18 protein-coding genes and 1 pseudogene are annotated in these 23329 nt (G+C 47.6%); 17 read left to right on the top strand and 2 right to left on the bottom strand.

The window, feature by feature from the left end; translation table 11 throughout:
* Window positions 1-83 precede the first annotated feature (83 nt).
* The 7 genes from nuoL to spoIID all read left to right on the top strand — a co-directional run bounded on the left by nuoL (window position 84) and on the right by spoIID (window position 8967).
* On the top strand, window positions 84-1946 hold the full coding sequence (nuoL, locus tag J2S25_RS10110; protein ID WP_044396260.1) for an NADH-quinone oxidoreductase subunit L: 1863 nt from the start codon (window positions 84-86) through the stop codon (window positions 1944-1946).
* Window positions 1946-3466, top strand: a complete 1521-nt coding sequence (locus J2S25_RS10105; protein ID WP_307191812.1) for an NADH-quinone oxidoreductase subunit M — start codon at window positions 1946-1948, stop codon at window positions 3464-3466. Before nuoL ends, J2S25_RS10105 begins: the two co-directional genes overlap by 1 nt.
* A gap of 6 nt (window positions 3467-3472) precedes the next feature.
* On the top strand, window positions 3473-4993 hold the full coding sequence (gene nuoN / locus J2S25_RS10100) for an NADH-quinone oxidoreductase subunit NuoN (RefSeq protein ID WP_307191811.1): 1521 nt from the start codon (window positions 3473-3475) through the stop codon (window positions 4991-4993).
* 199 nt (window positions 4994-5192) lie between these two features.
* Entirely contained in the window at window positions 5193-5429 is a 237-nt protein-coding gene (locus tag J2S25_RS10095) for a DUF1146 family protein (protein ID WP_044396266.1), read from the top strand.
* A 239-nt stretch (window positions 5430-5668) separates the two neighbouring features.
* Complete coding sequence (locus tag J2S25_RS10090) at window positions 5669-6388, top strand: YwmB family TATA-box binding protein (protein ID WP_307191810.1); 720 nt, start codon at window positions 5669-5671, stop codon at window positions 6386-6388.
* 32 nt (window positions 6389-6420) lie between these two features.
* Window positions 6421-7728 carry a UDP-N-acetylglucosamine 1-carboxyvinyltransferase gene (gene murA / locus J2S25_RS10085; protein WP_044396271.1) on the top strand — a complete coding sequence of 436 codons (1308 nt, stop codon included), beginning with the start codon at window positions 6421-6423 and terminating at the stop codon, window positions 7726-7728.
* Window positions 7729-7941: 213 nt separating this feature from the next.
* A complete protein-coding gene (gene spoIID, locus J2S25_RS10080; protein WP_044396273.1) occupies window positions 7942-8967 on the top strand; it encodes a stage II sporulation protein D in 1026 nt (341 codons plus the stop codon).
* A gap of 51 nt (window positions 8968-9018) precedes the next feature.
* Here spoIID and J2S25_RS10075 read toward each other — a convergent pair whose 3' ends face one another.
* Window positions 9019-10068, bottom strand: a complete 1050-nt coding sequence (locus J2S25_RS10075) for a nuclease-related domain-containing protein (RefSeq protein WP_052807101.1) — start codon at window positions 10066-10068, stop codon at window positions 9019-9021.
* 188 nt (window positions 10069-10256) lie between these two features.
* Window positions 10257-10748 (bottom strand): VanZ family protein, encoded by a 492-nt coding sequence (locus tag J2S25_RS10070; protein WP_307191809.1) that lies wholly within the window; start codon window positions 10746-10748, stop codon window positions 10257-10259.
* Window positions 10749-10847: 99 nt separating this feature from the next.
* Between J2S25_RS10070 and spoIIQ the strand changes: the two genes are divergently transcribed.
* The 10 genes and pseudogenes from spoIIQ (at window position 10848) to J2S25_RS10020 (ending at window position 23324) form a co-directional block, all read left to right on the top strand.
* On the top strand, window positions 10848-11738 hold the full coding sequence (gene spoIIQ, locus J2S25_RS10065) for a stage II sporulation protein SpoIIQ (RefSeq protein ID WP_044396275.1): 891 nt from the start codon (window positions 10848-10850) through the stop codon (window positions 11736-11738).
* A 109-nt stretch (window positions 11739-11847) separates the two neighbouring features.
* Complete coding sequence (locus J2S25_RS10060; RefSeq protein WP_307191808.1) at window positions 11848-13848, top strand: penicillin-binding transpeptidase domain-containing protein; 2001 nt, start codon at window positions 11848-11850, stop codon at window positions 13846-13848.
* Between the two features lie 361 nt (window positions 13849-14209).
* A pseudogene (locus J2S25_RS10055) lies at window positions 14210-15814 on the top strand (gamma-glutamyltransferase family protein).
* Between the two features lie 384 nt (window positions 15815-16198).
* Window positions 16199-16471: a sporulation transcriptional regulator SpoIIID gene (spoIIID, locus tag J2S25_RS10050; RefSeq protein ID WP_044396282.1), complete on the top strand. Its 273-nt coding sequence runs from the start codon at window positions 16199-16201 to the stop codon at window positions 16469-16471.
* 406 nt (window positions 16472-16877) lie between these two features.
* Complete coding sequence (locus J2S25_RS10045; RefSeq protein ID WP_044396286.1) at window positions 16878-17882, top strand: rod shape-determining protein; 1005 nt, start codon at window positions 16878-16880, stop codon at window positions 17880-17882.
* Between the two features lie 175 nt (window positions 17883-18057).
* Window positions 18058-18876 carry a flagellar hook-basal body protein gene (locus tag J2S25_RS10040; RefSeq protein WP_044396289.1) on the top strand — a complete coding sequence of 273 codons (819 nt, stop codon included), beginning with the start codon at window positions 18058-18060 and terminating at the stop codon, window positions 18874-18876.
* 61 nt (window positions 18877-18937) lie between these two features.
* The gene (locus tag J2S25_RS10035; protein ID WP_044396291.1) at window positions 18938-19786 is read left to right on the top strand and encodes a flagellar hook-basal body protein; all 849 of its coding nucleotides are present in this window, start codon (window positions 18938-18940) and stop codon (window positions 19784-19786) included.
* A 19-nt stretch (window positions 19787-19805) separates the two neighbouring features.
* Window positions 19806-20063, top strand: coding sequence for a DNA-directed RNA polymerase subunit beta (locus tag J2S25_RS10030; RefSeq protein ID WP_044396292.1), 258 nt, complete (start codon window positions 19806-19808; stop codon window positions 20061-20063).
* Window positions 20064-20629: 566 nt separating this feature from the next.
* The gene (galT, locus tag J2S25_RS10025; protein ID WP_307191807.1) at window positions 20630-22168 is read left to right on the top strand and encodes a UDP-glucose--hexose-1-phosphate uridylyltransferase; all 1539 of its coding nucleotides are present in this window, start codon (window positions 20630-20632) and stop codon (window positions 22166-22168) included.
* Window positions 22152-23324, top strand: a complete 1173-nt coding sequence (locus J2S25_RS10020) for a galactokinase (protein ID WP_307191806.1) — start codon at window positions 22152-22154, stop codon at window positions 23322-23324. Before galT ends, J2S25_RS10020 begins: the two co-directional genes overlap by 17 nt.
* The last annotated feature ends 5 nt before the right edge of the window (window positions 23325-23329 follow it).

Below are 23329 nucleotides of genomic sequence, written 5' to 3'. Positions count from 1 at the left end.
GCCCCGCATGATGCGGGCCTCAATCTGACGGGCGCACAAAAGAAAGCTTATGCGCACGTTCAAAAAAGGGGATTGTGATATTAATGGAGAATGCTTGGCTCATTCCGCTATTCCCGCTTGTATCCTTTCTATTCCTTCTGCTGTTCGGAAAAAAGCTTAAAGAAGCGAGCGCATTCGTCGGAATCCTTGCGACGCTTGCCTCCCTTGTCTACTCCATCCTCGTGCTCCTGGAGCGACTGGATGGACCGACACATAAAGCTGAAGCCGTTTGGCTGACAATAGGGAATTTGGAACTTACTGCGGGCTTTGAAGTAAATCAATTAAACGCATTGATGCTGGTAATCGTATCTCTTGTCAGCTTCCTTGTTCATACTTATTCAAAAGGGTATATGCATGGGGATGAGCGAATCCCAGTTTTCTATGCTTATCTGGGACTTTTTACTTTTGCGATGCTTGGTCTCGTCCTGTCGCCGAACCTTTTGCAGACTTATATTTTCTGGGAATTGGTCGGAGTTGGCTCATTCCTGTTGATCGGATTTTACTTTTACAAGGAAAGCGCCAAAGCGGCTGCAAAGAAAGCCTTCATCATGACCCGTATCGGGGATGTTGGGCTTTTCATCGGGATGATTCTGTTATTCTGGCAAACTGGCAGCTTCGAATACGACGAAATTTTCGCAGCAGTGGAAGAAGGCGCGATTTCCGGAACGATGATTACCGTAACTGCGATCCTGATATTTATCGGGGCGGTCGGAAAATCAGGTCAGTTCCCGCTGCACACATGGCTTCCGGACGCGATGGAAGGTCCTACGCCGGTGTCTGCATTGATCCACGCAGCGACAATGGTTGCGGCTGGTGTCTATTTGGTCGCTTCACTGTTTCCGCTGTTTAACGCGAGCGAGACAGCGATGCTGACAGTAGCAATCGTCGGCGCGTTCACCGCGATTTTTGCGGCAACGATCGGCCTCGTCCAGACGGACATCAAGCGGGTGCTAGCGTACTCGACTGTCAGCCAGCTTGGCTACATGATGCTCGCGCTCGGGTCAGCCGGATATGTAGCTGGTGTCTTCCACTTAATGACACACGCTTTCTTTAAAGCATTGCTATTTCTTGCAGCAGGTAGCGTCATCCATGCTGTACATACTCAGGATATTGAAAAAATGGGCGGGCTATGGAAAAAGCTGTCGTTCACTGGACCTTTGTTCTTGATCGGAACGCTGTCCATCAGCGGTGTTCCGTTGTTTTCAGGTTTTTTCAGTAAAGATGAAATTTTAATCGCCGCATGGGCGCATGGCAATTACGTTTTGTTCTGGCTAGCAGTAATCGCAGCATTTTTTACAGCATTCTACATGTTCCGGCTATTCTTTATGGTGTTCACCGGAGAAGCGCGCAGCGAAATGAAGAATGTTCACGAATCGCCATCCACCATGACAATGCCAATGGTCGTCCTTGCTGTCCTAGCAATTATTGCTGGTTATGTGAACACACCTTGGTTCGGCACTTTCCTTGGCGACTGGCTTGTCGAAGGAAACGAAGCACTTGGACACAGTCATATCGAGGGCCCTGGGTGGATCATGATTGTCGCCACGCTTGTCTCCTTGCTAGGCATTTGGCTTGCGTGGATGATGTACAGCAAGAAGTCTCTTTCACGCAACTGGCTGTCGAACAGGGCGCCGATCGCCTATAACATTGTGAAAAACAAGTATTATATGGATGAAATATACGAGCAAAGCATCGTGTTTGGCGTGAAGGCAGTCAGCCTGTTTCTCCGGTTCATTGAGCTCTTCGTTGTTGAGGGACTCGTGAAGCTGACCACGGCAACGGTTCAAGGCCTTGGAAAAGCCGGTGCGAAAATCCAGAACGGCCAGATGCAGACTTACGGCACAATTGCATTCGTCGGCCTTGCAGTTCTGATTGTCATCTATGCGGTAACAGGGGGGTATTTATAATGGATTTCACCTATTTTCTTACCTTGCTGGTATTCGCCCCTTTGCTAGGAATCTTGCTTTTGACTTTCATGCCAAAAACGAATGAATCAGGCATTAAAATGCTTGGAGTATTGGCCACGCTGCCATCGTTGCTGCTTGCGCTGATCGCCTATTTTTCCTATCGTGGCGGCAGCAATCTCGCTGGTTTTTCCGAAAAAGTTCGCTGGATCCAATTCGGCGGCCAGAATGCCGAGCAACAAGGCATATTCTCGGTGAACTACGAGCTTGGCATCGATGGATTCGGTTTGATTATGGTCTTACTTACGGCAGTGATCGCCACACTTGCGGCAATAGCATCCTTCCATATCAAAAAAGAGTGGAAAGGCTACTACATGCTGTTCCTGCTTCTTGAAATTGGGATGCTCGGCGTATTCACGGCCCAAAATTTGATTTTGTTCTTCCTGTTTTTTGAAATCACCTTGATCCCAATGTTTTTCCTGATTGGGAAATGGGGCTATTACGAAAAAGAAAAGGCTGCCTACAGTTTCTTGATTTATAATGGCCTTGGCTCAGCGATCCTGCTGATTGTCATCATGGTGCTGTTCTCAAGAACGGGCACGTCGAATATCGAAATGCTGAAGGTCATCATGAACACAGACAATGCGACGCTGTTCGCGCCTGTGTCGGATTCTTTGAAGATGGGACTATTAATTGCCTTGCTTGTCGCTTTCGGCGTCAAGCTGCCAATCTTCCCGCTCCATAGCTGGATGCTGAAGGTCCACGTAGAGGCGCCGCCATCGATCGTGATGATTCACTCAGGAATCCTGCTAAAGATCGGGGCTTTCGGTTTGATCCGCTTTGGAATCGGGATTTTCCCGGAACAATTCGCACAAATAGCCGGGCTAATTGCAGTACTGGGTGTGATAAACCTGCTATACGGAGCGTTCCTTGCTTTTATCCAGACAGATTTCAAAATGGTGCTTGCCTATTCTTCTATTTCCCATATGGGGATCGTTTTAATCGGACTTGGAGCATTAAATGAAGCAGGAATTCAGGGAGCGATCTTCCAGGTCGTGTCACACGGTCTCATTTCAGCACTATTGTTCTTCCTTGTCGGTGTGTTTTATGAACGAACACACACAACCACGCTTGCCAATCTTGGCGGCATGGCAAAAGGAATGCCGCTTGCATCAGGCTTCCTGCTAACAGGGGCGCTTGCTTCGCTTGGACTGCCTGGGATGTCAGGCTTCGTCAGCGAATTCATGGCATTCCTCGGCTTGTTTGAAGAAAGCCCTGTCCTTGCAGCGGTCGGTACACTGGGCATTATTATGACAGCTGTTTACCTGCTGCGCGCGGTGCTTGCGATCACGTATGGCCAAGCAGAGCGGGAGTTTGCCGGGCTAAGTGACCTTCGTTCCTTCGAATGGGCACCGGTGCTGGTGCTTGTCGGGTTGATCGTTCTAATCGGTGTATTTCCGGCCGTTCTTAGTGAACCACTTCAGGCAACATTAGAAACTATCTTGATGGGAATAGGGGGGTGATGAAGGATGGATCTCGATACACTACTATCATTTGATTGGGGGACGATGACTCCGGAATTCATCCTCCTCGGTTTTATAGCCGTTTTGTCAGTCGCTGATTTATTCATGCCAAAGCATATCGACCGCAAAATCCTTGGCTGGGTCGGGTTTGCTGGGGTGGTGCTCGCACTCGTTTCCCTAGTAACTTTGATCGGTACCGATACTACATCGATTTTATCCGATACGTTCAGACTCGATTCATTCGCGATCGCCTTTAAGCTGATTCTTCTGCTTGGAGCAGCGCTTGTCATGCTGTTGGCAATTGACTTCCACGCGAATGAAGGGCTGGAGGATTACAAAGGGGAGTTCTACTATCTGTTCCTATCCGCCCTGCTTGGGACGATGTTCATGGCCTCAAGCGGCGACTTGATCACTTTGTTCGTTGGGCTTGAATTGCTGTCGATTCCGTCTTACATCCTTGCAGGTATGCGCAAACGCAACCTGAAATCGAACGAATCTGCAATGAAATACGTTCTTAACGGCGGCATTTCCTCTGCGATCACTTTGTTCGGAATGAGCTATGTATTCGGGATTGCCGGAACGACTAATTTAAAAGGAATTGCGCAAGTCTTTAGCAGCGTGAATGACCCTCAGCTTATTTACTTGCTTGGACTGGCGTTTTTGATGATTTTTGTCGGTCTGTCCTTTAAGCTGGCATCTGCTCCATTCCATATGTGGGCACCTGATGTGTACGAAGGAGCACCAACACCAGTGACGGCATTTCTGAGCGTCGTCTCCAAAACAGCAGGCTTTGTGATCATCCTGCGCATCCTGCTATCGATCTTTGGATACGTACCAGTCGCACAAGGAGATGGCCAACCGATTCCGCTGCTGTTCGCGATGCAAGATTATATTGCCTTCCTCGCCGGAGCAACGATGATCATCGGGAACGTCGTCGCGTTAAGACAGCGCAACATCAAGCGCATGTTCGCGTACTCAAGCATCGCGCATGCCGGTTACATCCTTGTCGCACTGACAGCGATGTCCTTTGTGACCTTCGATGCCATCTGGTTCTATTTGCTGGCATACGTGTTGATGAATCTTGGCGCATTCGCGGTTATCCAGACGATCACCGCAAAAACCGGTTCAGAAGATATTAGCCATTTTGCCGGGCTATACCGCCGTTCGCCATTATTGGCAGTCGGAATGGGAATCTTCATCCTGTCACTCGCAGGAATCCCAGGTACAGCAGGCTTCATCGGGAAGCTGAATATTTTCATGGGAGCACTGTTAGTCGATGAAGCACATTACGTGCTCGTATCGATCATGATCGCAGCAACCGTCGTCTCCTATTTCTACTACTTCGGAGTCATGACGCAAATGTTCTTCCGCCCGGCAGCAACCGATGAAAAAATCAAGCTGCCAGCAGCAACAATTGTCGTGCTCCTAGTAGCAGCAATCGGCACGATCCTGTTCGGAGTCATGCCAAACATAGCCATCGACTTCATGCACAGCAATTTCCATCAATTCGTCGATTTTATGAGATAAGCTGTGTTGCACCACTCTGTTGATAACTCAACTCCCGCGGGATTAGCGATCAAGGGGAGACTCGGACGAGTGAAGTGAAAATCAACAGCAACGTATCAGCCAAACCAAATAAGAACCGGGCGCAGTTTGCCCGGTTTTTCTTTTTCGACAAGCTGAGTAAAATTTATGATAAAATAAATAAGAAAAGGGGGAATTGGGAATGCTAACAAGTTTTGGCGCCTTTGCGCTGACGAGCATTTTGACGCATTTGGTTTTTATCGCGCTTTCGTGGTGGGCTCTTCAAGCACTCCATTTTGACAAACTGCTAAGAGGAAATCATATTCTTCAAGCCCGCATGCTGTATATCCTGCTTTCGATAGCGCTCGGATCGTTAGTCAGCAATTTCTTTCTAGATTACCTTCAATGGTCCCAGCAGCTCCCGCTCGTTTTTCAGTAGTATGTCAGACATACCCTAATTGGTAAAAAATTAGGTCTTCATACATCTTTTCAAATCAAAGATTATCAAGTAAAATTCTCTTTGTGTTTGTTTTTTCGCACAGGCATGTTTGTTTTTTCACAATCGATAAACACCCGGGCAAGTTGGTACATAAAATAATGTCAAAAAGTGACGACAATTCCCAAGTATGCGATTCGCTCTCCTGGTAAGAATGGTAGTAAGGGGAGAGTGAGCTGTATATGAAGAAGATTCCATATATTTTATCAATTTTTGGCATTATTGGTTTTATTGTATTCCAGGCTGGGAATAAGACGACTGTAGCTGACGCTGATTATGAAATAAAAACCTTGGCCACGGTTTTGCAGGACGAAGATATTTTGATCACTGGTTGGTCTTTATATGCAAGGGAAACATTGGAACAAGAAAATGTCGAAACTTTGGAAAAGAACCTGAAGCTTCAGCTGCCAGATTGGACATGGACTCGAAACAACGGAGAACGTACTGCTGTGCGGACCTCCTCTGGAATTCTTGAAAAAATAAAACTTGTTTCGACCGACACAAAGGGCCCTCTACAGACGTATGTCTTGTATGAGGTCAGAGGTCAGAGCTGGAATGACAATACGGAAAACTTTCTCAACGAAAACCTGCCAGGCAGGATAGTTGACATTTTTCGAGGAAAGGCAACAATTTTCTCTTGTGTAAAAGGCGAAATCAATGATAAGATAAAATCGGCTTTACCTGTCTACAAAAACAAATTGCTAAAGGCATTTAACGCTCGTGAAGTGGAAGGGTTAGCAGAAGAAGCATTTATTTCCTCTTCCGCCGTTTCGCCTTTGTTCGACAAAAAGCTGAGCAATGAACATGACATGAATATGCAGCTTGGATTACGAAAAACTGAACGATTGGGCGCAAAGACTACCGTCGTAGTTGGCACACCCATCATAACGATTGAATATTAATATAGAGAAATTGGACGCGGAGGGGAATACACTTGGAAAAAATCATCGTCCGCGGCGGACAAAGGCTAAGCGGTTCTGTAAAGGTTGAAGGAGCTAAGAATGCCGTCTTGCCTGTTATCGCTGCATCATTATTAGCAAGTGACGGAAAAAGCGTAATTCGTGATGTGCCAACTCTCTCCGATGTATATACCATCAACGAAGTATTACGTTCTTTAAACGCCGTAGTGGAGTTTAAAAATAACACAATTACAGTAGATGCATCCAGAGAGTTAAAAATAGAAGCACCTTTTGAGTATGTTCGAAAAATGCGTGCTTCTGTATTAGTTATGGGATCCTTGCTTGCCAGAAACGGCCGTGCTCGCGTAGCGCTGCCTGGAGGATGTGCAATCGGTTCCCGCCCTATTGACCAGCACCTGAAAGGCTTTGAAGCCATGGGTGCGACCGTCAAGGTAGGCAACGGCTTTATCGAAGCGGAAACAGTCAATGGTCTGCATGGAGCAAAAATATACCTTGATTTTCCGAGCGTCGGCGCTACGGAAAATATCATGATGGCGGCTGTCCTTGCAAAAGGAACAACAATCATTGAAAACGTGGCGAAAGAACCAGAAATCGTCGATCTTGCCAACTTCCTGAACAAAATGGGAGCGAAGGTAAAAGGCGCAGGCACGGGTACGATCAAAATTGAAGGTGTCGAAATATTATTTGGTGCTGACCACAGCATCATTCCTGACCGCATCGAAGCCGGAACTTTCATGGTTGCCGCTGCTATCACTGCCGGCAATGTGCTTGTAAAAGGCGCCGTTCCAGAGCATCTTTCTTCTTTAGTTGCGAAGATGGAGGAAATGGGCGTTACGGTCATAGAGGAAGAGGATGGCCTTCGGGTCATCGGACCGGAAAAATTGAAAGCAGTGGACATTAAGACAATGCCGCACCCTGGATTTCCAACGGATATGCAGTCACAGATGATGGCAATGCTATTGCGTGCCCAGGGAACAAGCATGATTACCGAAACGGTTTTTGAAAATCGCTTCATGCATGTGGAGGAATTCCGCCGCATGAATGCAAACATCAAAATTGATGGCCGTTCTGTCATCGTGAATGGACCATCTGACCTCCAGGGAGCAGAAGTAGCCGCAACGGATCTGCGGGCAGCAGCGTCGCTGGTCCTGACTGGTCTAGTAGCAGAAGGAGTAACACGCGTAACAGAATTGTATCACCTGGATCGCGGCTATGTGAACTTCCATCAAAAGCTCGCAGCTCTCGGCGCCGATATCGAACGCGTCCGCGAAGTGGAAGAGCAGCCAATTACGGAAACTTTTGTCTCTGACATGAAGGCATAAATCATCGTGCTCATAAAACCGGAGAACAGTGCTTGACAGTATCGTTCTGCGGTTTTTTGATTCATTGATTGGATTTTTCCAAAAAATATTGTCCAATTTCGACTGAACTTTTTAGGAGAGCGCAAAACCTGTCATAAAAGCTTGTCCGCCTCCATATGAATGGAATGAGACGGTTACCGACCGTGAAATTTCATTCATATGGAGGCTTTTTCTATGTTAAAAATCAAACCATTCTTCGTACTAGCTGCCATCCTATTTTTTGTTACGCTCCTGATTCCATCTTTGCTCGTCCTCCCTTTTATGGAAGAAAAGGCAGGCGGGAAACTAGGGTCAGAGCTGCAAAGTGAAACGACGGTGGCGGCTGCTCCAACCGCAGATTCCGCGGTGGAAGTGGCTGTTTACCGGACAGCTTTGTCTAAAACGGAAAAGCTTCCGCTTGATGAGTACTTAATCGGTGTCGTAGCTGCTGAAATGCCAGCTGAGTTTGAGCTAGAGGCATTGAAGGCGCAGGCACTGTCGGCCAGGACATATTATGTCAGGCAAATGCTTCTGCCGAATAAAGTGGGCGTCCCTGAGGGTGCGCAATTGAATGATACGGAAATCCACCAGGTTTTTAAAAATAAACAAGAATTGAAAAAGCAGTGGGGCGTCGATTATCAATGGAAGATCAAGAAAATCACGGAGGCTGTAAAAGCCACTGATGGCCAAGTGCTGACATTTGACGGAGAGCCTATTGATGCGACCTTTTTTTCGACCTCGAACGGTTTCACTGAAAACTCAGAGGAATATTGGTCCAATTCGGTGCCATACTTGCGGAGTGTGGAAAGCCCTTGGGACCGGAACTCACCGAAGTTCCGCAGGCAGATCGTCATGCCTGTAGCGGAAGTGGAAGCGAAGCTAGGGGTCAAACTGCCTGCTTCCGACACCATCGGCAAGGTCCTCTCGAGGACAACGGGAGACCGAGTCGCAAAAATGGAGATCGGAGGCAAAATCCTGACTGGAAAAGAAATCCGCGATCAGCTCGACCTGTACTCAAGCGACTTCAGCTGGGAACTCAAAGGCGATAATGTCGTCATCACAACCGAAGGCTTCGGCCACGGCGTCGGCATGAGCCAGTATGGCGCCAACGGCATGGCTACCGAAGGAAAAAACTATCAAGACATCGTCAAGCATTATTATAAAGGCGTCGAAATTCTCGAAGCTGATCGCATGCTGACGAAGGCAACAGCTAAGAAATAAGAACGTAGCCACAGTGATCACCAGGCCAGGGCGAAAAGCAGCCCTGGCTTTTTAGCGCGGATTGGTGTGGTGGTTTGCCTTAGTATTTGTTCGCGAGTTCCGTGTGGCATGCGACTCTTTCACAGAATCAAAAAAGATTTCGATGTCTGGTGGCATGTGGTAGATTCGGCCTTTATTGGTGCCAGTGTGCGGAAGGCTCAAAGATAGTAAAAGGTCTTTGATCGTCTTGGAGGATACACCAGGGCAAAACTCTCTGCACGTTTGATTTTTAATAGTAGGACTAATCAGGAGGAAAAATTCCTTGACAGTTTTATGGTGAGCTGTTTTGGATTTGTGTTCACAAACGGGACAACGCCAAATCCACTTTTCGCGATTCATCCCATATGATAAACAAGCCGGGCATTGAACACCTTTTTGTAGATCGTCTGCTGAGAGGGAATATTGTTTCAAAATGTCAGGGTGGTGAGGAGAATGATTCTTTAAAAGGGACTTTGCTAACTTTCTTGCTTCTTTATCCGTAAAAATGGGGGTTGTAGTCCTTTCATCGAACGGATGAACACGACTTAATAATACATCTCCTTTTACTATCAAGTTATTCAGGGAATGGTCACTAACCTTGATAATAGTAGAAGCATTGCTGATCGCAACTAGTTGGTAAATCGGCGGAACACGGAACTTATGATTCTGCAGCCACCTCTTCAAATGCCAGGCTTGCATGCGAACCTGGTTAATGGGATTATCATATGATTTTTCTTGGTCATTCTTTGTTTGAATCATTTGTTCGGAATGTTTGTCGAAGAAAAGGGTACCGGAATGGGCTTTCGTTTCAATTAGAAGGATATATTGAAGTGTTAAAAGGAGGGTATCAATCTGAAAATGCCATTTTTCATCTTGCAGCCGCAAATCCCTGAAAATATGGAAACCTTTTTCAGGGAGAAAACTCAAACGGTAATCCGTTTGCAGCTCCCCTCTGTAACCAGCACGCCTGGCTCTATAATCTTGTTCGATAAATGCGGTTTTAGGGTGATTGGGTATGATTCTCTCCAATAAAGCCTCGTACATGAGAAGACGGATGGGATATGTCCTTTCTTTTTCAATCAAATTGGTCACTCCTTCTTTGTTTTAGTATGCATTCTTTATTTACGAGAAAAATTCCTGCTGATATTATAGGAAATTTTTGTGTCCGATTTTATGATATCAACGGTTGAAGCGAATATATGAACGGTTGCCGAGATTTTATCGACGGTTGGGAGCTTTTTATCGACGGTTAGCCCCAATATATCGACGGTTCATCCCCGAACTCTCTCCTCGAACCCGCGCATAACCTTCCCAAGCCGCACAAACTTGCCGCTGAAGTAGGCGTGGTGCAGGAAATGCGATGCCGCTAACACCCCAATTACATCTTTTATAAAATCAATCACCGTAGCGGAACGGACTGGAACAAAACTTTGATGAACCTCATCAAGCAAGCCGTAGCCGATCGCCATCGCCATAAAGGCAAAGCTTAATGCCGCTGTAAAGCGCCCGGTCGTCAGCGCAGCCAGGACAAGCAGCACATACAGAATGCCAAACTCAACGAGATGAAGCGATTCTTTTACAAAGCGATCGATGCCGCGGTCCGGCAGCTCGATGACTGCCGTATCAGGCAGACTCGACATCACCCAGATCGCCGCCATATAGGCAACAGGAAGCAAACGGAAAATCCACACAACGAACTTTTTCATCATAAAACCCCACTTTAATGTAGTAAACAACCAAGCTTTTCCAAAACTTTTTTGCATAAAATCTTTCCCTTTGTCGAAAAATAAGCAGTAAAAAATTTTCCGCTCTATGTATATATTGTTTCGCTTCTGTTCAAACTGATTGCTGAGGTGATGAAAATGAGAGAGGAAGAAAATAAATCTTCTCAAAACAAAAGCAAGAACAGCTTTTTCAAAAAGCGGTGGGTGTATCCAACAGTTTATATTGCTAGTGCCGCAATCATTCTAACTGGTGTCCTTTGGTATCAAAACAGCGCGACCGATCAGCTGGATCAGTCGGAATACAGAGCGACTGACATGCCTGGCAAAAAAATGAATGATCAGCCAGCAGTCGAAGTAAATCGCGCGATGGAGAACTTCGTAATGCCAGTAGTGAGTGAAGACGATGCTGTCATTCAAATGGGATTCTACAATAATGACAGCGACCCAGCGGAGCAAGAAGCAGCTCTAGTGTTCTATGATAATACGTACCATCCAAACACTGGACTGGACATTGCCGAAAAAGACGGCAAGGAATTTGATGTAATCGCGTCGCTAAGCGGTACGGTCAAAAATGTCATGGAAGATGCTGTCCTTGGAAATGTCATTGAAATTGAACATGACAAAGGTATTGTAACACAATATCAGTCAGTAAAAGACTATGAAATTCAAGTTGGCGACGAGGTGGAGCAAGGACAAGTAATTGCGAAGTCCGGAACAAGCCTGATCAATGAAAAGGCAGGCAACCACGTCCACTTCGAAATCCGCAAGGACAATGTACCTGTCGATCCGCATGAGTACTTCAACAAGCCACTGAGCGCGTTGCAGGAAGCCAATGTGACAGAAGAGAAAGCTTCCTCTGGCGCAGACGCAGGAAAGTCTGAAGATGATACTCCAGCGGATGAAGGATCAGACGGCACAGCACCATCAGAAGATAGCATGAAAGACGTAACCCCAGCTGAAGACAAGCCAGCAGAAGATGGCTCCGAAAAGGATTCTTCAACAAACGCTGGTACAACAAGCAACTCTTAAAAAAACAAACATTTTGAAACCCGCCTGAACGAAGGGCGGGTTTTTTTTAATCTTCACACTTATCGAATCAAGATGAGTATGGTAAAATCAGTCAGGAGGAGGGGTGCAGATGAAACGAATCATTTTCATTATTTTGTCGGTGCTAATGGCCGCAATTATTTCTGGCTGCAGCAAGGAGCCGACTCCCGAAGAACGATTTTCCCAGTACGTGAAGCTTTGGAACGACCAAAAATTCAATGAGATGTATCCATTTTTATCAGCTGACGCGAAGGCATCCATTACAAAGGAGGAATTCGTCTCTCGCTATAATAAAGTCTATCAGGATTTGGAGATAGACAAGCTTGCAATCGACTACCAACAGCCTCAAGAGGAAAAGAAACACGAAGACAATGCCGAACTGCCTTTTTCGGCAAAAATGGAGAGTGCTGCTGGTCCGATTGAATTTGACCATAATGCGACACTGCTAAAAGAAAAGCAGGGAGAAGATTCAAACTGGTATGTCGCCTGGAACACGACCTATATTTTCCCCGAGCTCGGGGCAGGCGATAAAATCAGCTACAAGAATGTTCAGGCGATGCGCGGCAACATCCTTGACCGAGCAGGCAATGGATTAGCCATCAACGGCACCGCTGTGCAGGTAGGAGTCGTTCCGGGTGAGCTTGGCGTCCAGAAAGTGCAGACGATTGCCAAGGTGGCGCAACTGCTCGATCTGTCTGTGGAGCAAATCAACAAGGCGATGAGCGCCAGCTGGGTAAAAGACGACTTGTTTGTGCCATTGAAGAAAATTTCAAAAGAAGACAAAGGACTGCAAGAAAAACTGTTTGCGATGGAAGGCGTCAAAAGCCAGACAGTTGGGGCTCGTGAATATCCATACGGAGCAGCATTGTCCCACTTAATCGGCTATATTGGCCCGATCACAGCCGATGACCTTAAACAGCTGGATGGCAAAGGCTATACAGCAACCGACCTAATTGGCCGCCGCGGACTGGAGCAGGTTCTCGAAGACCAATTAAAAGGCACAAACGGCATCAAAATTTCGATTGTAAAGGAAAACGGCACGGTTAAGACGCTCGCAGAAAAGCAAGCGAAAAACGGCAAGGATGTCAAGCTGACCATTGATGTCGTCACCCAGCAGCAATTATATGATCAGCTAAAAGGAAAAGCAGGGACGGCATCGGCCATCAATCCGGTGACGGGAGAAACGCTCGCCCTTGTAAGCGCACCAGGCTTCGACCCAAATGAAATGACACTTGGAATCTCGCAAACGAAACAAAAAATACTAGAGGAAGATCCGCTTAAGCCATTCCTCAATCGATTCAAACTAACCTATGTGCCTGGGTCCGTCATGAAGCCGATCACCACAGCAGTCGGGCTCGAGAGCGGCAAACTTCAGGCAGATACTGCATTTGAAATAACCGAGAAACAATGGAGCAAGGACGCTTCATGGGGCGGGTACAAAGTGACGAGGTACTCGAATGTAATCGGAAATATCAATCTGGAAAAAGCGCTGATCTACTCAGATAATATTTACTTCGCACGTGCTGCGCTCGGAATGGGACAGGAAATTTTTACAGATGGCCTGAAAAAATTCGGCTTTGAAGATCAGCCAGAATACTTATACCCAATCGAGCCTTCGCAAATCGGCAAAATCGACAGCGAAATCAGCCTCGCCGACTCAGCGTATGGCCAAGGACAGATCCAAATGAATATCCTCCATCTTGCAGCCGCCTACTCACCATTTGTGAACAAAGGCAGCCTGATCAAACCGATTCTGAATGACGAGGAGGAACAAGGACAGCTGTGGAAACAAGGCATAGTCAGCCCAGAAAATGCCCAGCTGATCAACAACATGCTGACGAAGGTCGTTACCGATCCAAACGGAACCGCACACCGCGCCCAAATCGCCAACTACCCATTGGCGGGCAAAACAGGCACAGCAGAAATCAAACAAACCCAAGGTGAAAAAGGCAAAGAGCTAGGATGGTTCGTCGCCTACAATCCAGAAGAAGCCAATATGATCGTCGCAATGATGATCGAAGACTCCGGATCCACCGACGTCGTATCCCGGGTAAAAGCATTTTACGAATTAAAAATCGCAAGTGGACAATAGAAAGTCCGGCCATTAATGGCCGGACTTCTGTGCGTTTAAGACAGATTGGTGCTCATACCCGAAAGATTACCGATGGATTCTTGACAGATTAACGCCCATGCTTCGCAAAGGGTATCTCTCCGCCCGAAAGATGCCCATATAGAGATGAAACTGCCCGCATAAGGGTATCTCTCCCCTCGAAAGATGCCCTTATGGAGGAGAAAATGTTTGCATAAGGGTATCTCTCCACCCGAAAGATGCCCTTATAGAGGTGGAACTGCCCGCATAAGGGTATCTTTCCCCCCATGCGAGTAGTTAATTTTGAATTTTCGCTATTTTTGGTATACTATTTCGTAAGACGAATATTAATGGGGGAATTTGAATGTCTTTGCATACTTATCCATATCCATCTCAGCGTATGGCTGCGGTGGCGCGCAATGGAATGGTCGCTACCTCACAGCCGCTCGCTGCACAGGCGGGGCTTGAGATGTTAAAAAAGGGCGGCAACGCGATTGATGCGGCAATTGCGACGGCAGCATGCCTGACGGTTGTGGAACCGACTTCGAATGGAATTGGCGGCGATGCGTTCGCGCTTGTCTGGGTGAAAGACAAATTGTATGGCTTGAATGCGAGCGGTCCAGCACCGCAATCGATCTCGATTGAAAAGGTGAAAGAGCTTGGTCATGAAAAAATGCCGTCGCATGGTTGGATTCCGGTCACGGTTCCGGGGGCACCGTCTGCCTGGGCGGAGCTATCGAAAAAGTTCGGCCGCCTGCCGCTTACGGAAGTTTTGCAGCCGGCCATCGACTATGCCCGCAATGGCTATCCGCTGACGCCGATTCTCGCCAAATATTGGAAGGGTGCTTACAATGCTTATAAGAGTCGCTTCCAGGGCAAGGAATTCGCAGAATGGTTTCGCGTCTTTGCTCCTGAAGGCAGAGCACCTGAAGCCGGCGAGATGTGGAAATCAGCGGACCATGCAGATACACTCCAGGAAATTGCCGAAACGAATGGCGAGAGTTTTTACAGAGGAGCACTTGCGGAAAAAATTGCAACTGCTGCAACCACTGCCGGCGCATTCTTAAGCAAGTCTGATCTGGAAAACTATTATCCGCAATGGGTTGAGCCTATTTCCGTAGCCTACCGCGGCCACGAAATTTGGGAGATTCCTCCAAATGGATAGGGAATCGTTGCTTTGATGGCATTGAATATTTTAAAAGGGTACGAGTTTTCCCACCGGGAGGATGTCATCGGTGTCCACCGCCAGCTCGAAGCGATGAAGCAGGCGTTCACAGATGGCAAGGAATATGTCACCGACCCGAGGGCGATGCAGGCCAAAATAGCGGACTTATTATCAGAGCGGTATGGCATGGAAGCGCGGGCAAAAATCTCCGATGAAGCAAGAATGCCTGAACCAGGTTCCCTTCCGAAAGGCGGAACCGTTTACTTAGCGACTGCCGACGGCGAAGGCAATATGGTATCGTTCATCCAAAGCAATTATATGGGCTTCGGCTCTGGTATCGTCGTTCCGGGAACAGGGATCGGCCTGCAAAACCGCGGGCATGATTTCTCGCTCGACCCGCATCATGCGAATGCGCTTGCTCCAGGCAAGAAGACATATCATACCATCATTCCCGGCTTCCTCACGAAGGGCGGTCAGGCAGTCGGCCCATTCGGCGTGATGGGCGGCTATATGCAGCCGCAAGGGCATGTCCAGGTAGCGATGAATATGATCGACTTCGGCATGAACCCGCAGGCGGCACTGGATGCGCCACGCTGGCAGTGGATCAGCGGCAAGCAGATAGAAGTGGAGCATCATTTCCCGAATCATATCGTCAAGGAGCTCGCCCGCCGTGGCCATCAGCTGAAAGTAGCGTATGATAGCGGAGGCTTCGGGCGAGGGCAGATCATTGTCCGCGACCCGAACACAGGCGTGCTAACCGGCGGAACCGAAATGAGAACCGACGGCGCCATTGCCTGCTGGTAATTTTCTCAGAAAAGGAAGTATAAATTCCACTTCGAGAATTGTCCAGCTCCAGCGCTTGTCGGGGCTGACCAAGGCGCTTGCGCTTTTCAAAATAAAAGTTCCATTTTTCAAAAAACTTTCCTGTACCTTGTCCCTATTGCGTTTTTCGTGCATATATCCTCACCCAAGCTAATAAAATGTTATAAACCTGACAAAGAGAGTGTTTGAGGTGAGGAGTCGTTTGAACAATATTCGGATTCAGCCGGGGACATGATTATTCTTCGTATTATCCAGAAGGATCCTTCTTCTGCCGCAATGATACCTTTTTTGCGGAATATAGTATTAGCCGATAAAAGCGAGTCTCATTTCACACTTCTCACATCCAATTTAGGGAGGGCGAGTGGTGTGCACGATTACATCAAAGAGAGAACAATCAAGATTGGAAAGTATATCGTGGAGACGAGAAAAACAGTTCGCGTCATTGCGAAGGAGTTTGGCGTATCCAAAAGTACCGTCCATAAAGACCTGACAGAAAGATTGCCTGAAATCAACCCTGACCTTGCCGATGAAGTAAAAGAAATCCTTGATTACCATAAATCAATTCGCCACCTAAGGGGCGGAGAAGCCACGAAAATGAAATACCGTAAAGAGGAAAGGGAAGAAGAAGCTGTGAAATGAAAAAATCCGCAACGAAGCGAAAGGAGGGAACGTAATTAAACGGAATCGCCATTGACGACAGATTGCTAAAAAATGCCCAGCTTCGATGGAGAAAAGCCGGGCATCGCCACAAAAGGTGTGTATGATTCTGCTTTTATCCATAGCGGAGACTGCCGCCTTTTTATTGTGGTCGAAATTTTGACAAAATCGCACAAAATACCGCCATTTTCCCCCACTCCCTGTTACTTATTTCATGGCGTTGTGGTAGAATAAACAATTAGGGTAGTATATGGTTCGCCGATTGCGGCAACGTCTGAAGATTCTCGGAAATCGTGGTCTATTTTACATAGAAAAGGAAATTCGACAGCTGAGATAACGAGGCGAAAGTCAGCCGTAGCCAGCGCATTTGTCAAGGAGGAAAAGTAGTATGTTTGCTAGGGATATCGGGATTGACCTTGGGACGGCCAATGTGTTGATCCATGTTAAGGGCCGTGGAATCGTCTTGAATGAACCGTCTGTTGTGGCGATCGATAAGAATACGAATAAGGTTTTGGCTGTCGGGGAAGAGGCTCGCAAAATGGTCGGGAGAACACCGGGCAATATCGTCGCAATCCGGCCGTTAAAAGATGGGGTAATCGCGGATTTCGATGTAACGGAATCCATGCTCAAGCATTTCATCAATAAATTGAATGTAAAAGGGTTCTTGTCGAAGCCGCGGATTCTGATCTGCTGTCCGACGAATATTACCAGCGTTGAGCAAAAGGCGATCAAGGAAGCTGCAGAAAAAAGCGGCGGCAAGAAGATTTATTTGGAAGAAGAGCCAAAGGTTGCCGCCATTGGCGCTGGCATGGACATCTTCCAGCCAAGCGGGAATATGGTCGTTGATATCGGTGGAGGAACGACGGATGTTGCCGTCCTTTCCATGGGTGACATCGTTACCTCACAGTCGATTAAAATGGCTGGGGATAAATTTGACGCCGAAATTTTACATTACATCAAACGCGAATACAAGCTGTTGATCGGGGAGCGTACCGCTGAAAATATTAAGATCCAAATTGGAACGGTTTTCCCTGGAAGCCGCAATGAGGAAATGGAAATCCGCGGCCGGGACATGGTATCCGGACTTCCGCGCACGATTACTGTCCGTTCAGAAGAGATTGAAAAAGCATTGAGGGAATCGGTTGCCGTCATCGTTCAGGCAGCAAAGACCGTGCTTGAAAAGACTCCGCCAGAACTGTCCGCTGACATCATTGACCGCGGCGTGATCCTGACAGGCGGCGGCGCCCTGCTTCACGGCATCGACCAGCTGATGCAGGAGGAATTGAAGGTACCTGTATTGATTGCCGAAAACCCAATGGATTGCGTGGCAATTGGGACGGGCATCATGCTCGATAATATCGATCGGATCGCAGGCCGGCGCAGCATCATCTAACATAAAAAATCTGGAATTTTGCCGGTGTACATACCAAGGATTCCGGATTTTTTTCTTTTTTCCTCAATTATTTTCGAATAAAACCCAAAATCCAACAAATTTCTACTGCTTCTTGCCGAACTATTTCTTATAATAGGGGTAGAGCGATTTTTTTTTAAAAAAAGGGTGTGAGTGTATGTTCAGAGGCTTTTACACAGCTGCTTCCGGGATGCTAGCGCAACAGCGCAGGACGGAAATGCTGACAAATAATATGTCGAATGCCAATACACCTGGCTATAAAGCGGATCAGGCAGCGATGCGGGCGTTCCCGGAAATGCTGCTCGAGCGCTTTGACAAGGTGCAAATCCCGACAGAGAATGGCCTGAATTTGCCGTTCAACCGGGAGATCGGCACCCTTCAAACCGGTGTATACATGCAAGAAGCGATTCCAAAGTTTATCCAGGGGGATGTACGCGAAACAGGGCGGAAGACGGATTTGGCGCTGCTCGATGTCAATATGCCTGAAAATGGTTCGGTGTTTTTTACTGTGCAGAACGGAGATGGCACAGTTCGCTACACTCGAAACGGAAATTTCACGGTAGATGCCAAAGGGAATTTGACGACTGGCAGCGGCCAATATGTGCTTGATGCAGCCGGCCAGCCGATCCAGCTGTCAAGCGACCGTTATACCGTGTCAGAAGGCGGGAACCTGACAGGGGAAAATGGCGAGAAAGCCATGCTTGGCGTGGCCTATGCAAACAATCCGCTGCGGATGGTAAAAGAAGGCGACGGATTGTTTCGGACAGAAAATGGAGCGGAATTGCCGCTTGCTGCAGGGACCCGTGGCGTTCAGTTCAGGACACAGCAAGGCTTCCTGGAGCAATCCAATGTCGACGTCAGCAGGACGATGACCGATATGATGACCGCCTACCGTGCCTTTGAAGCAAACCAAAAGATTCTTCAGGCTTATGATAAAAGCATGGAGAAAGCTGCCAACGAGATTGGAAGGCTATAAGCGAAAAGAATTTTAACAAACGGATAGCGCTCTGATACTCGGTGCGCAAAAAGGGGAAAATATGAATAGAACCATGTTTACCGCAACCAATACATTATCCCAGCTGCAAAAGCAGATGGACTTGATTAGCAATAATCTTGCCAATATCGATACGGCTGGGTACAAGCGCCGCGAAGCGTCCTTTACCGACTTGCTTGTTCAGGAATTCCGGAATCAGCCGAATGATGCGCTCGAACCGGCGAACCGGCTGACTCCGTTTCAGATTCGCCAGGGAAATGGAGCAAGATTAGGCCAAATCCAGCTGAATCTTACGCAAGGGAATCTGAAGACGACAGATCGGCCATTGGATACCGCTTTTACGGCAGAAGGGCAATTTTACCGAACGATGGTCGAGAATGAAGATGGCAGCGCGGACATGGTATTGACCCGCAATGGCGCACTTTATTTGACGCCGCTTTCCGATACCGAGACAATGCTAGTCAATAGCGATGGCCATGCGATCCTTGACGACAACAACCAGGCGATCACGATCGCAGGGAATGTGAAGAGCTTTACTATTAATCAAACAGGCCTATTGACAGCCGAACGGTATGATGGGACAAGCCAGCAAGTCAATCTTGGAGTAGCGATCGTGAATAAGCCGCAATTTTTAGAGCAAAAAGGGGCGAATCTACTTGGGCTGCCGGAAAATCTTGCTGCGCTTGGCGTCACCGAGGGAGAAGTAATCACGGACCTGACTGGGCCCCTGCGCAATCAAATCGCCATCCAGCAAGGAGTGCTCGAGCAATCGAATGTAGACATGAGCAAAGAAATGACGGATCTGATCAATGTACAACGCAGCTTTCAGTTCCACTCCAAAACAATTACCCTGGCCGATCAAATGCTCGGGCTAGTGAATGGAATCCGTTAAGAGGGGAAGAACCATCAATATGGCTTTGAACAAGAGTAATTCAGAAGCAAAAACGCGTGAAGAAGCAAAAAAGACGAAAAAAACACGCGAGAAAAGGAAAAGAATCCGGGTTCGCCTTATTCCGATCTGGCTTCGGATTATCATTGTCATCGTCCTGTTAGCTGCAAGCGTCGTTCTCGGCGCAATATTCGGTTACGCAGTGATCGGCAGCGGCGACGCAAAGGATGTTTGGAAAAAGTCAACTTGGACTCATATTATCGATTTGGTTAATAAATAATAAGGAAGGGAGCATTCCCTTTCTTATTAAAAGATATGAATGCATAAAATTCACTTCGAGAATGGTCTAGCTCCAGCGCCTAGCCCCTCGAGTCGCTTGTCTAGCTGCGGCTCCTAACTCCTCGAGACGCTTCGGTCCTGCCAATGAAGTCAAAGAACGACTTCACTGGCAGGCCCTCCAGCGCTTGTCGGAGTTGAACAGTCGCCTTCGCATTTCGAATTGTCTAGTGACGCCTCCTAGAAACTCCGAAACTTCAACTCCACCAGCAGAAGCAAAAAGCGCTTCTTCTGGTGGAGTCTCCAGTTTCTGCGTTTCTGTGCAGTCGGCTATACTTTTCGGTTTCGGTCCTCCCAATGAAGTCAAAGACCGACTTCACCGTGCGGCCCTCCGAGGCACAGGATGTGCTAGACCCGCCAGCCACAGGACGTGGCGTTATCGGCGGGCAGCGCTTGTCGGGGCTGAACAAGGCGCTTACGCTTTTCATATTGTATTTTTTCCGGGAAAGGGCTATGATGTGTATAGATAGTTAATTAAATTAATTAAGTTAAAAAGACGAGGTGAAGTCATTGCCATCCATTTATCGTGAAATCGAGCAGCTTGTGGCTTATGGCATTCAGGCGGGATTATTGGAAGAGGCGGATAAGGTTTTTGTCCGAAATAGAATCCTTGCTGTGTTAAAGCTAGATGACTGGGAAGACGATGCCGGCGAATCAAAGGAAAACGCAGATTTGCCGTCTATTTTAAAAAACATCCTTGATTGGGCTGCGGACCACGGCTTGCTTGCAGCCAATACAGTGACAGAACGAGACATCCTCGATACGGAAATAATGAACTGTTTGCTTCCAAGACCTTCGGAGGTAATCAGGAACTTTGAGCAGAAGTATCATACGAATCCCCAGGCAGCGACTGAGTACTTTTACCATTTGTCCAGCGCCTCCCACTATATCCGCGAGGACAGAATCAAAAAGAATAAGCAATGGAAAACGATGACACCGTATGGAGAAATTGATATTACGATCAATCTTTCGAAGCCGGAAAAAGACCCGAAGGAAATTGCGCTGTTGAAGGATCTTCCTTCTTCCAATTACCCGGAATGCCTGCTTTGCAAGGAAAATGAAGGCTACAAAGGAACGCTGCGGCATCCTGCAAGAGCGACGCACCGGATTATTCCCTTGACGTTGAACGAGGAAGGCTGGTATCTGCAGTATTCCCCATATGTTTACTATAATGAGCATTGCATCGTGTTTCGCGATCAGCATATTCCGATGAAAATATCGGCGGACACATTCAGCAGGCTGCTTGATTTTACCGAGCAGTTCCCGCACTATTTTCTCGGTTCCAATGCCGATATCCCGATTGTAGGCGGGTCGATTCTTTCCCATGATCATTTTCAGGGAGGCAATTACCGCTTCGCCCTTGAAAAGGCCGAGGAAGGAGAGGAAGTCCAACTAGATGGCTTCCCTTCGGTGATTGTTGCCCCGGTAAAATGGCCGATGTCCGTCATCCGTGTTAGGGGGAAGAAAGCGGAAGTAGCCGCTGTGTCCACTCTTATCTATCAAAAATGGCAGAAATACAGCGACCCATCAGTCGGGATTTTTTCCGAGACGGACGGAGTGCCGCATAACACGGTCACGCCAATTGCCCGCCGCCGAGGCGATTTATTTGAAGTCGATGTAGTGCTCAGGAACAATCGAACTTCAGCGGAACATCCAGATGGAATCTTCCACCCGCATCAACAGCTGCATCATATTAAGAAAGAAAATATCGGCTTGATTGAGGTAATGGGGCTGGCCGTCTTGCCGGGAAGGCTGGAATCGGAGCTGTCCAGGCTGGCAGCGTATTTACTGGCTCCTCCTGACGGCAAAGAAAACTGGCAGGAAGATCTGCTCAAACACTGGGACTGGTATCATTCGATCCTGAAAAAATATCCCGACATCGATGCAGACAATGTCGGAAAAATCCTCGAAGACGAAGTAGGCAAAATTTTTCTGGCAGTTTTGGAGGATGCAGGAGTATTCAAGCAGGATGAGCAGGGATTGGCTGCATTCACAAACTTTATCCAATTGGTAACGGAAAGCAGGGACGACGATGAACAATACGAATGAAGTAAAGAAACTTTTTAAAGAAAAATTTGGCTACACAGAAGGCGTGCGCGTGTTCTTCGCACCTGGCAGAGTAAACTTGATCGGCGAACATACCGATTATAATGGCGGCTATGTGTTTCCAGCAGCACTGACTTTCGGGACTTGGGCTGCCGCAGCTGCCAGGGAAGATGGTGTTTACCGTTTCCGGTCCGCAAACTTTGAGACGAGTGCGGATGTGACGATCACAGAGCTGGTGTACCGGGAAGAAGACGACTGGGCCAATTATCCGAAGGGTGTGCTGAATGAGCTGGTCAAACAAGCTGGCCAAGAGCCGTTCAAAGGCGCCGACATTCTCTACTACGGCAACATTCCAAACGGGGCTGGACTTTCTTCGTCGGCATCGATTGAACTGGCTACCGCTGTGGCGCTGACCAAGCTTGCAGGAGTGGACAGGAATATGCTCGACCTCGTTAAAATTGGCCAGGACGCGGAAAATCAATTTGTTGGCGTAAACTGCGGGATCATGGATCAATTTGCAGTCGGCATGGGCAAGGAAGACCATGCGATTGCCTTGAAATGTGACACGCTTGATTATCATTATGTTCCGGTGAAAATCGATGGCTACAAAATTGTCATCACCAATACGAATAAACGCCGCGGCCTCGCTGACTCCAAGTATAACGAGCGCAGAAACGAGTGCGAGCAAGGGCTGGCACTGATTCAAACGGAGCTGCCTGAACTGGATTCCCTAGGTAATCTTAGTGTCGAACAATGGGAAAAAGTAAAGCATGTCATCAAAGAGGAAGTAATTGCCAAACGAGTGGAGCATGTTGTAACAGAGGATGATCGCGTTCTTTCAGCAATGAAGGCACTTGAAGCAAATGATCTGAAGAAATTCGGGGAGTTAATGAAGGAATCCCATGTGTCGCTGCGAGATTTGTATGAGGTAACCGGTTTCGAGCTTGATACCCTTTTTGAAGAAGCGTCCAAGGTGGAAGGCTGCATCGGCACTAGAATGACCGGGGCAGGCTTTGGCGGCTGCAATGTCAGCATTGTCCGTGAAGAGGCAGTAGACGAATTCAAGATGGTTGTCTCGGAAAACTATCATGCCAAAACAGGGCTTCAACCAAACTTTTATGTCTGTGATCTTGGCGATGGCGCAAAAGAAGTTTTTTAAAAGGA

This window comes from Mesobacillus stamsii (assembly GCF_030814065.1).
In the GTDB taxonomy this organism is placed as follows: domain Bacteria; phylum Bacillota; class Bacilli; order Bacillales; family Cytobacillaceae; genus Mesobacillus; species Mesobacillus stamsii.
This window is presented reverse-complemented; position numbering and strand designations above follow the sequence as displayed.

What these genes read in the sequence shown, in the direction of transcription:
- spoIID (WP_044396273.1), top strand. Translation starts at nt 7,942, where the DNA reads ATGTTAAAAATCAAACCATTCTTCGTACTAGCTGCCATCCTATTTTTT.
- J2S25_RS10035 (WP_044396291.1), top strand. Translation starts at nt 18,938, where the DNA reads ATGAATAGAACCATGTTTACCGCAACCAATACATTATCCCAGCTGCAA.
- J2S25_RS10040 (WP_044396289.1), top strand. Translation starts at nt 18,058, where the DNA reads ATGTTCAGAGGCTTTTACACAGCTGCTTCCGGGATGCTAGCGCAACAG.
- nuoL (WP_044396260.1), top strand. Translation starts at nt 84, where the DNA reads ATGGAGAATGCTTGGCTCATTCCGCTATTCCCGCTTGTATCCTTTCTA.
- J2S25_RS10030 (WP_044396292.1), top strand. Translation starts at nt 19,806, where the DNA reads ATGGCTTTGAACAAGAGTAATTCAGAAGCAAAAACGCGTGAAGAAGCA.
- J2S25_RS10045 (WP_044396286.1), top strand. Translation starts at nt 16,878, where the DNA reads ATGTTTGCTAGGGATATCGGGATTGACCTTGGGACGGCCAATGTGTTG.
- J2S25_RS10060 (WP_307191808.1), top strand. Translation starts at nt 11,848, where the DNA reads ATGAAACGAATCATTTTCATTATTTTGTCGGTGCTAATGGCCGCAATT.
- J2S25_RS10105 (WP_307191812.1), top strand. Translation starts at nt 1,946, where the DNA reads ATGGATTTCACCTATTTTCTTACCTTGCTGGTATTCGCCCCTTTGCTA.
- spoIIQ (WP_044396275.1), top strand. Translation starts at nt 10,848, where the DNA reads ATGAGAGAGGAAGAAAATAAATCTTCTCAAAACAAAAGCAAGAACAGC.
- J2S25_RS10095 (WP_044396266.1), top strand. Translation starts at nt 5,193, where the DNA reads ATGCTAACAAGTTTTGGCGCCTTTGCGCTGACGAGCATTTTGACGCAT.
- J2S25_RS10090 (WP_307191810.1), top strand. Translation starts at nt 5,669, where the DNA reads ATGAAGAAGATTCCATATATTTTATCAATTTTTGGCATTATTGGTTTT.
- J2S25_RS10020 (WP_307191806.1), top strand. Translation starts at nt 22,152, where the DNA reads ATGAACAATACGAATGAAGTAAAGAAACTTTTTAAAGAAAAATTTGGC.
- nuoN (WP_307191811.1), top strand. Translation starts at nt 3,473, where the DNA reads ATGGATCTCGATACACTACTATCATTTGATTGGGGGACGATGACTCCG.
- J2S25_RS10070 (WP_307191809.1), bottom strand. Translation starts at nt 10,748, where the DNA reads ATGCAAAAAAGTTTTGGAAAAGCTTGGTTGTTTACTACATTAAAGTGG.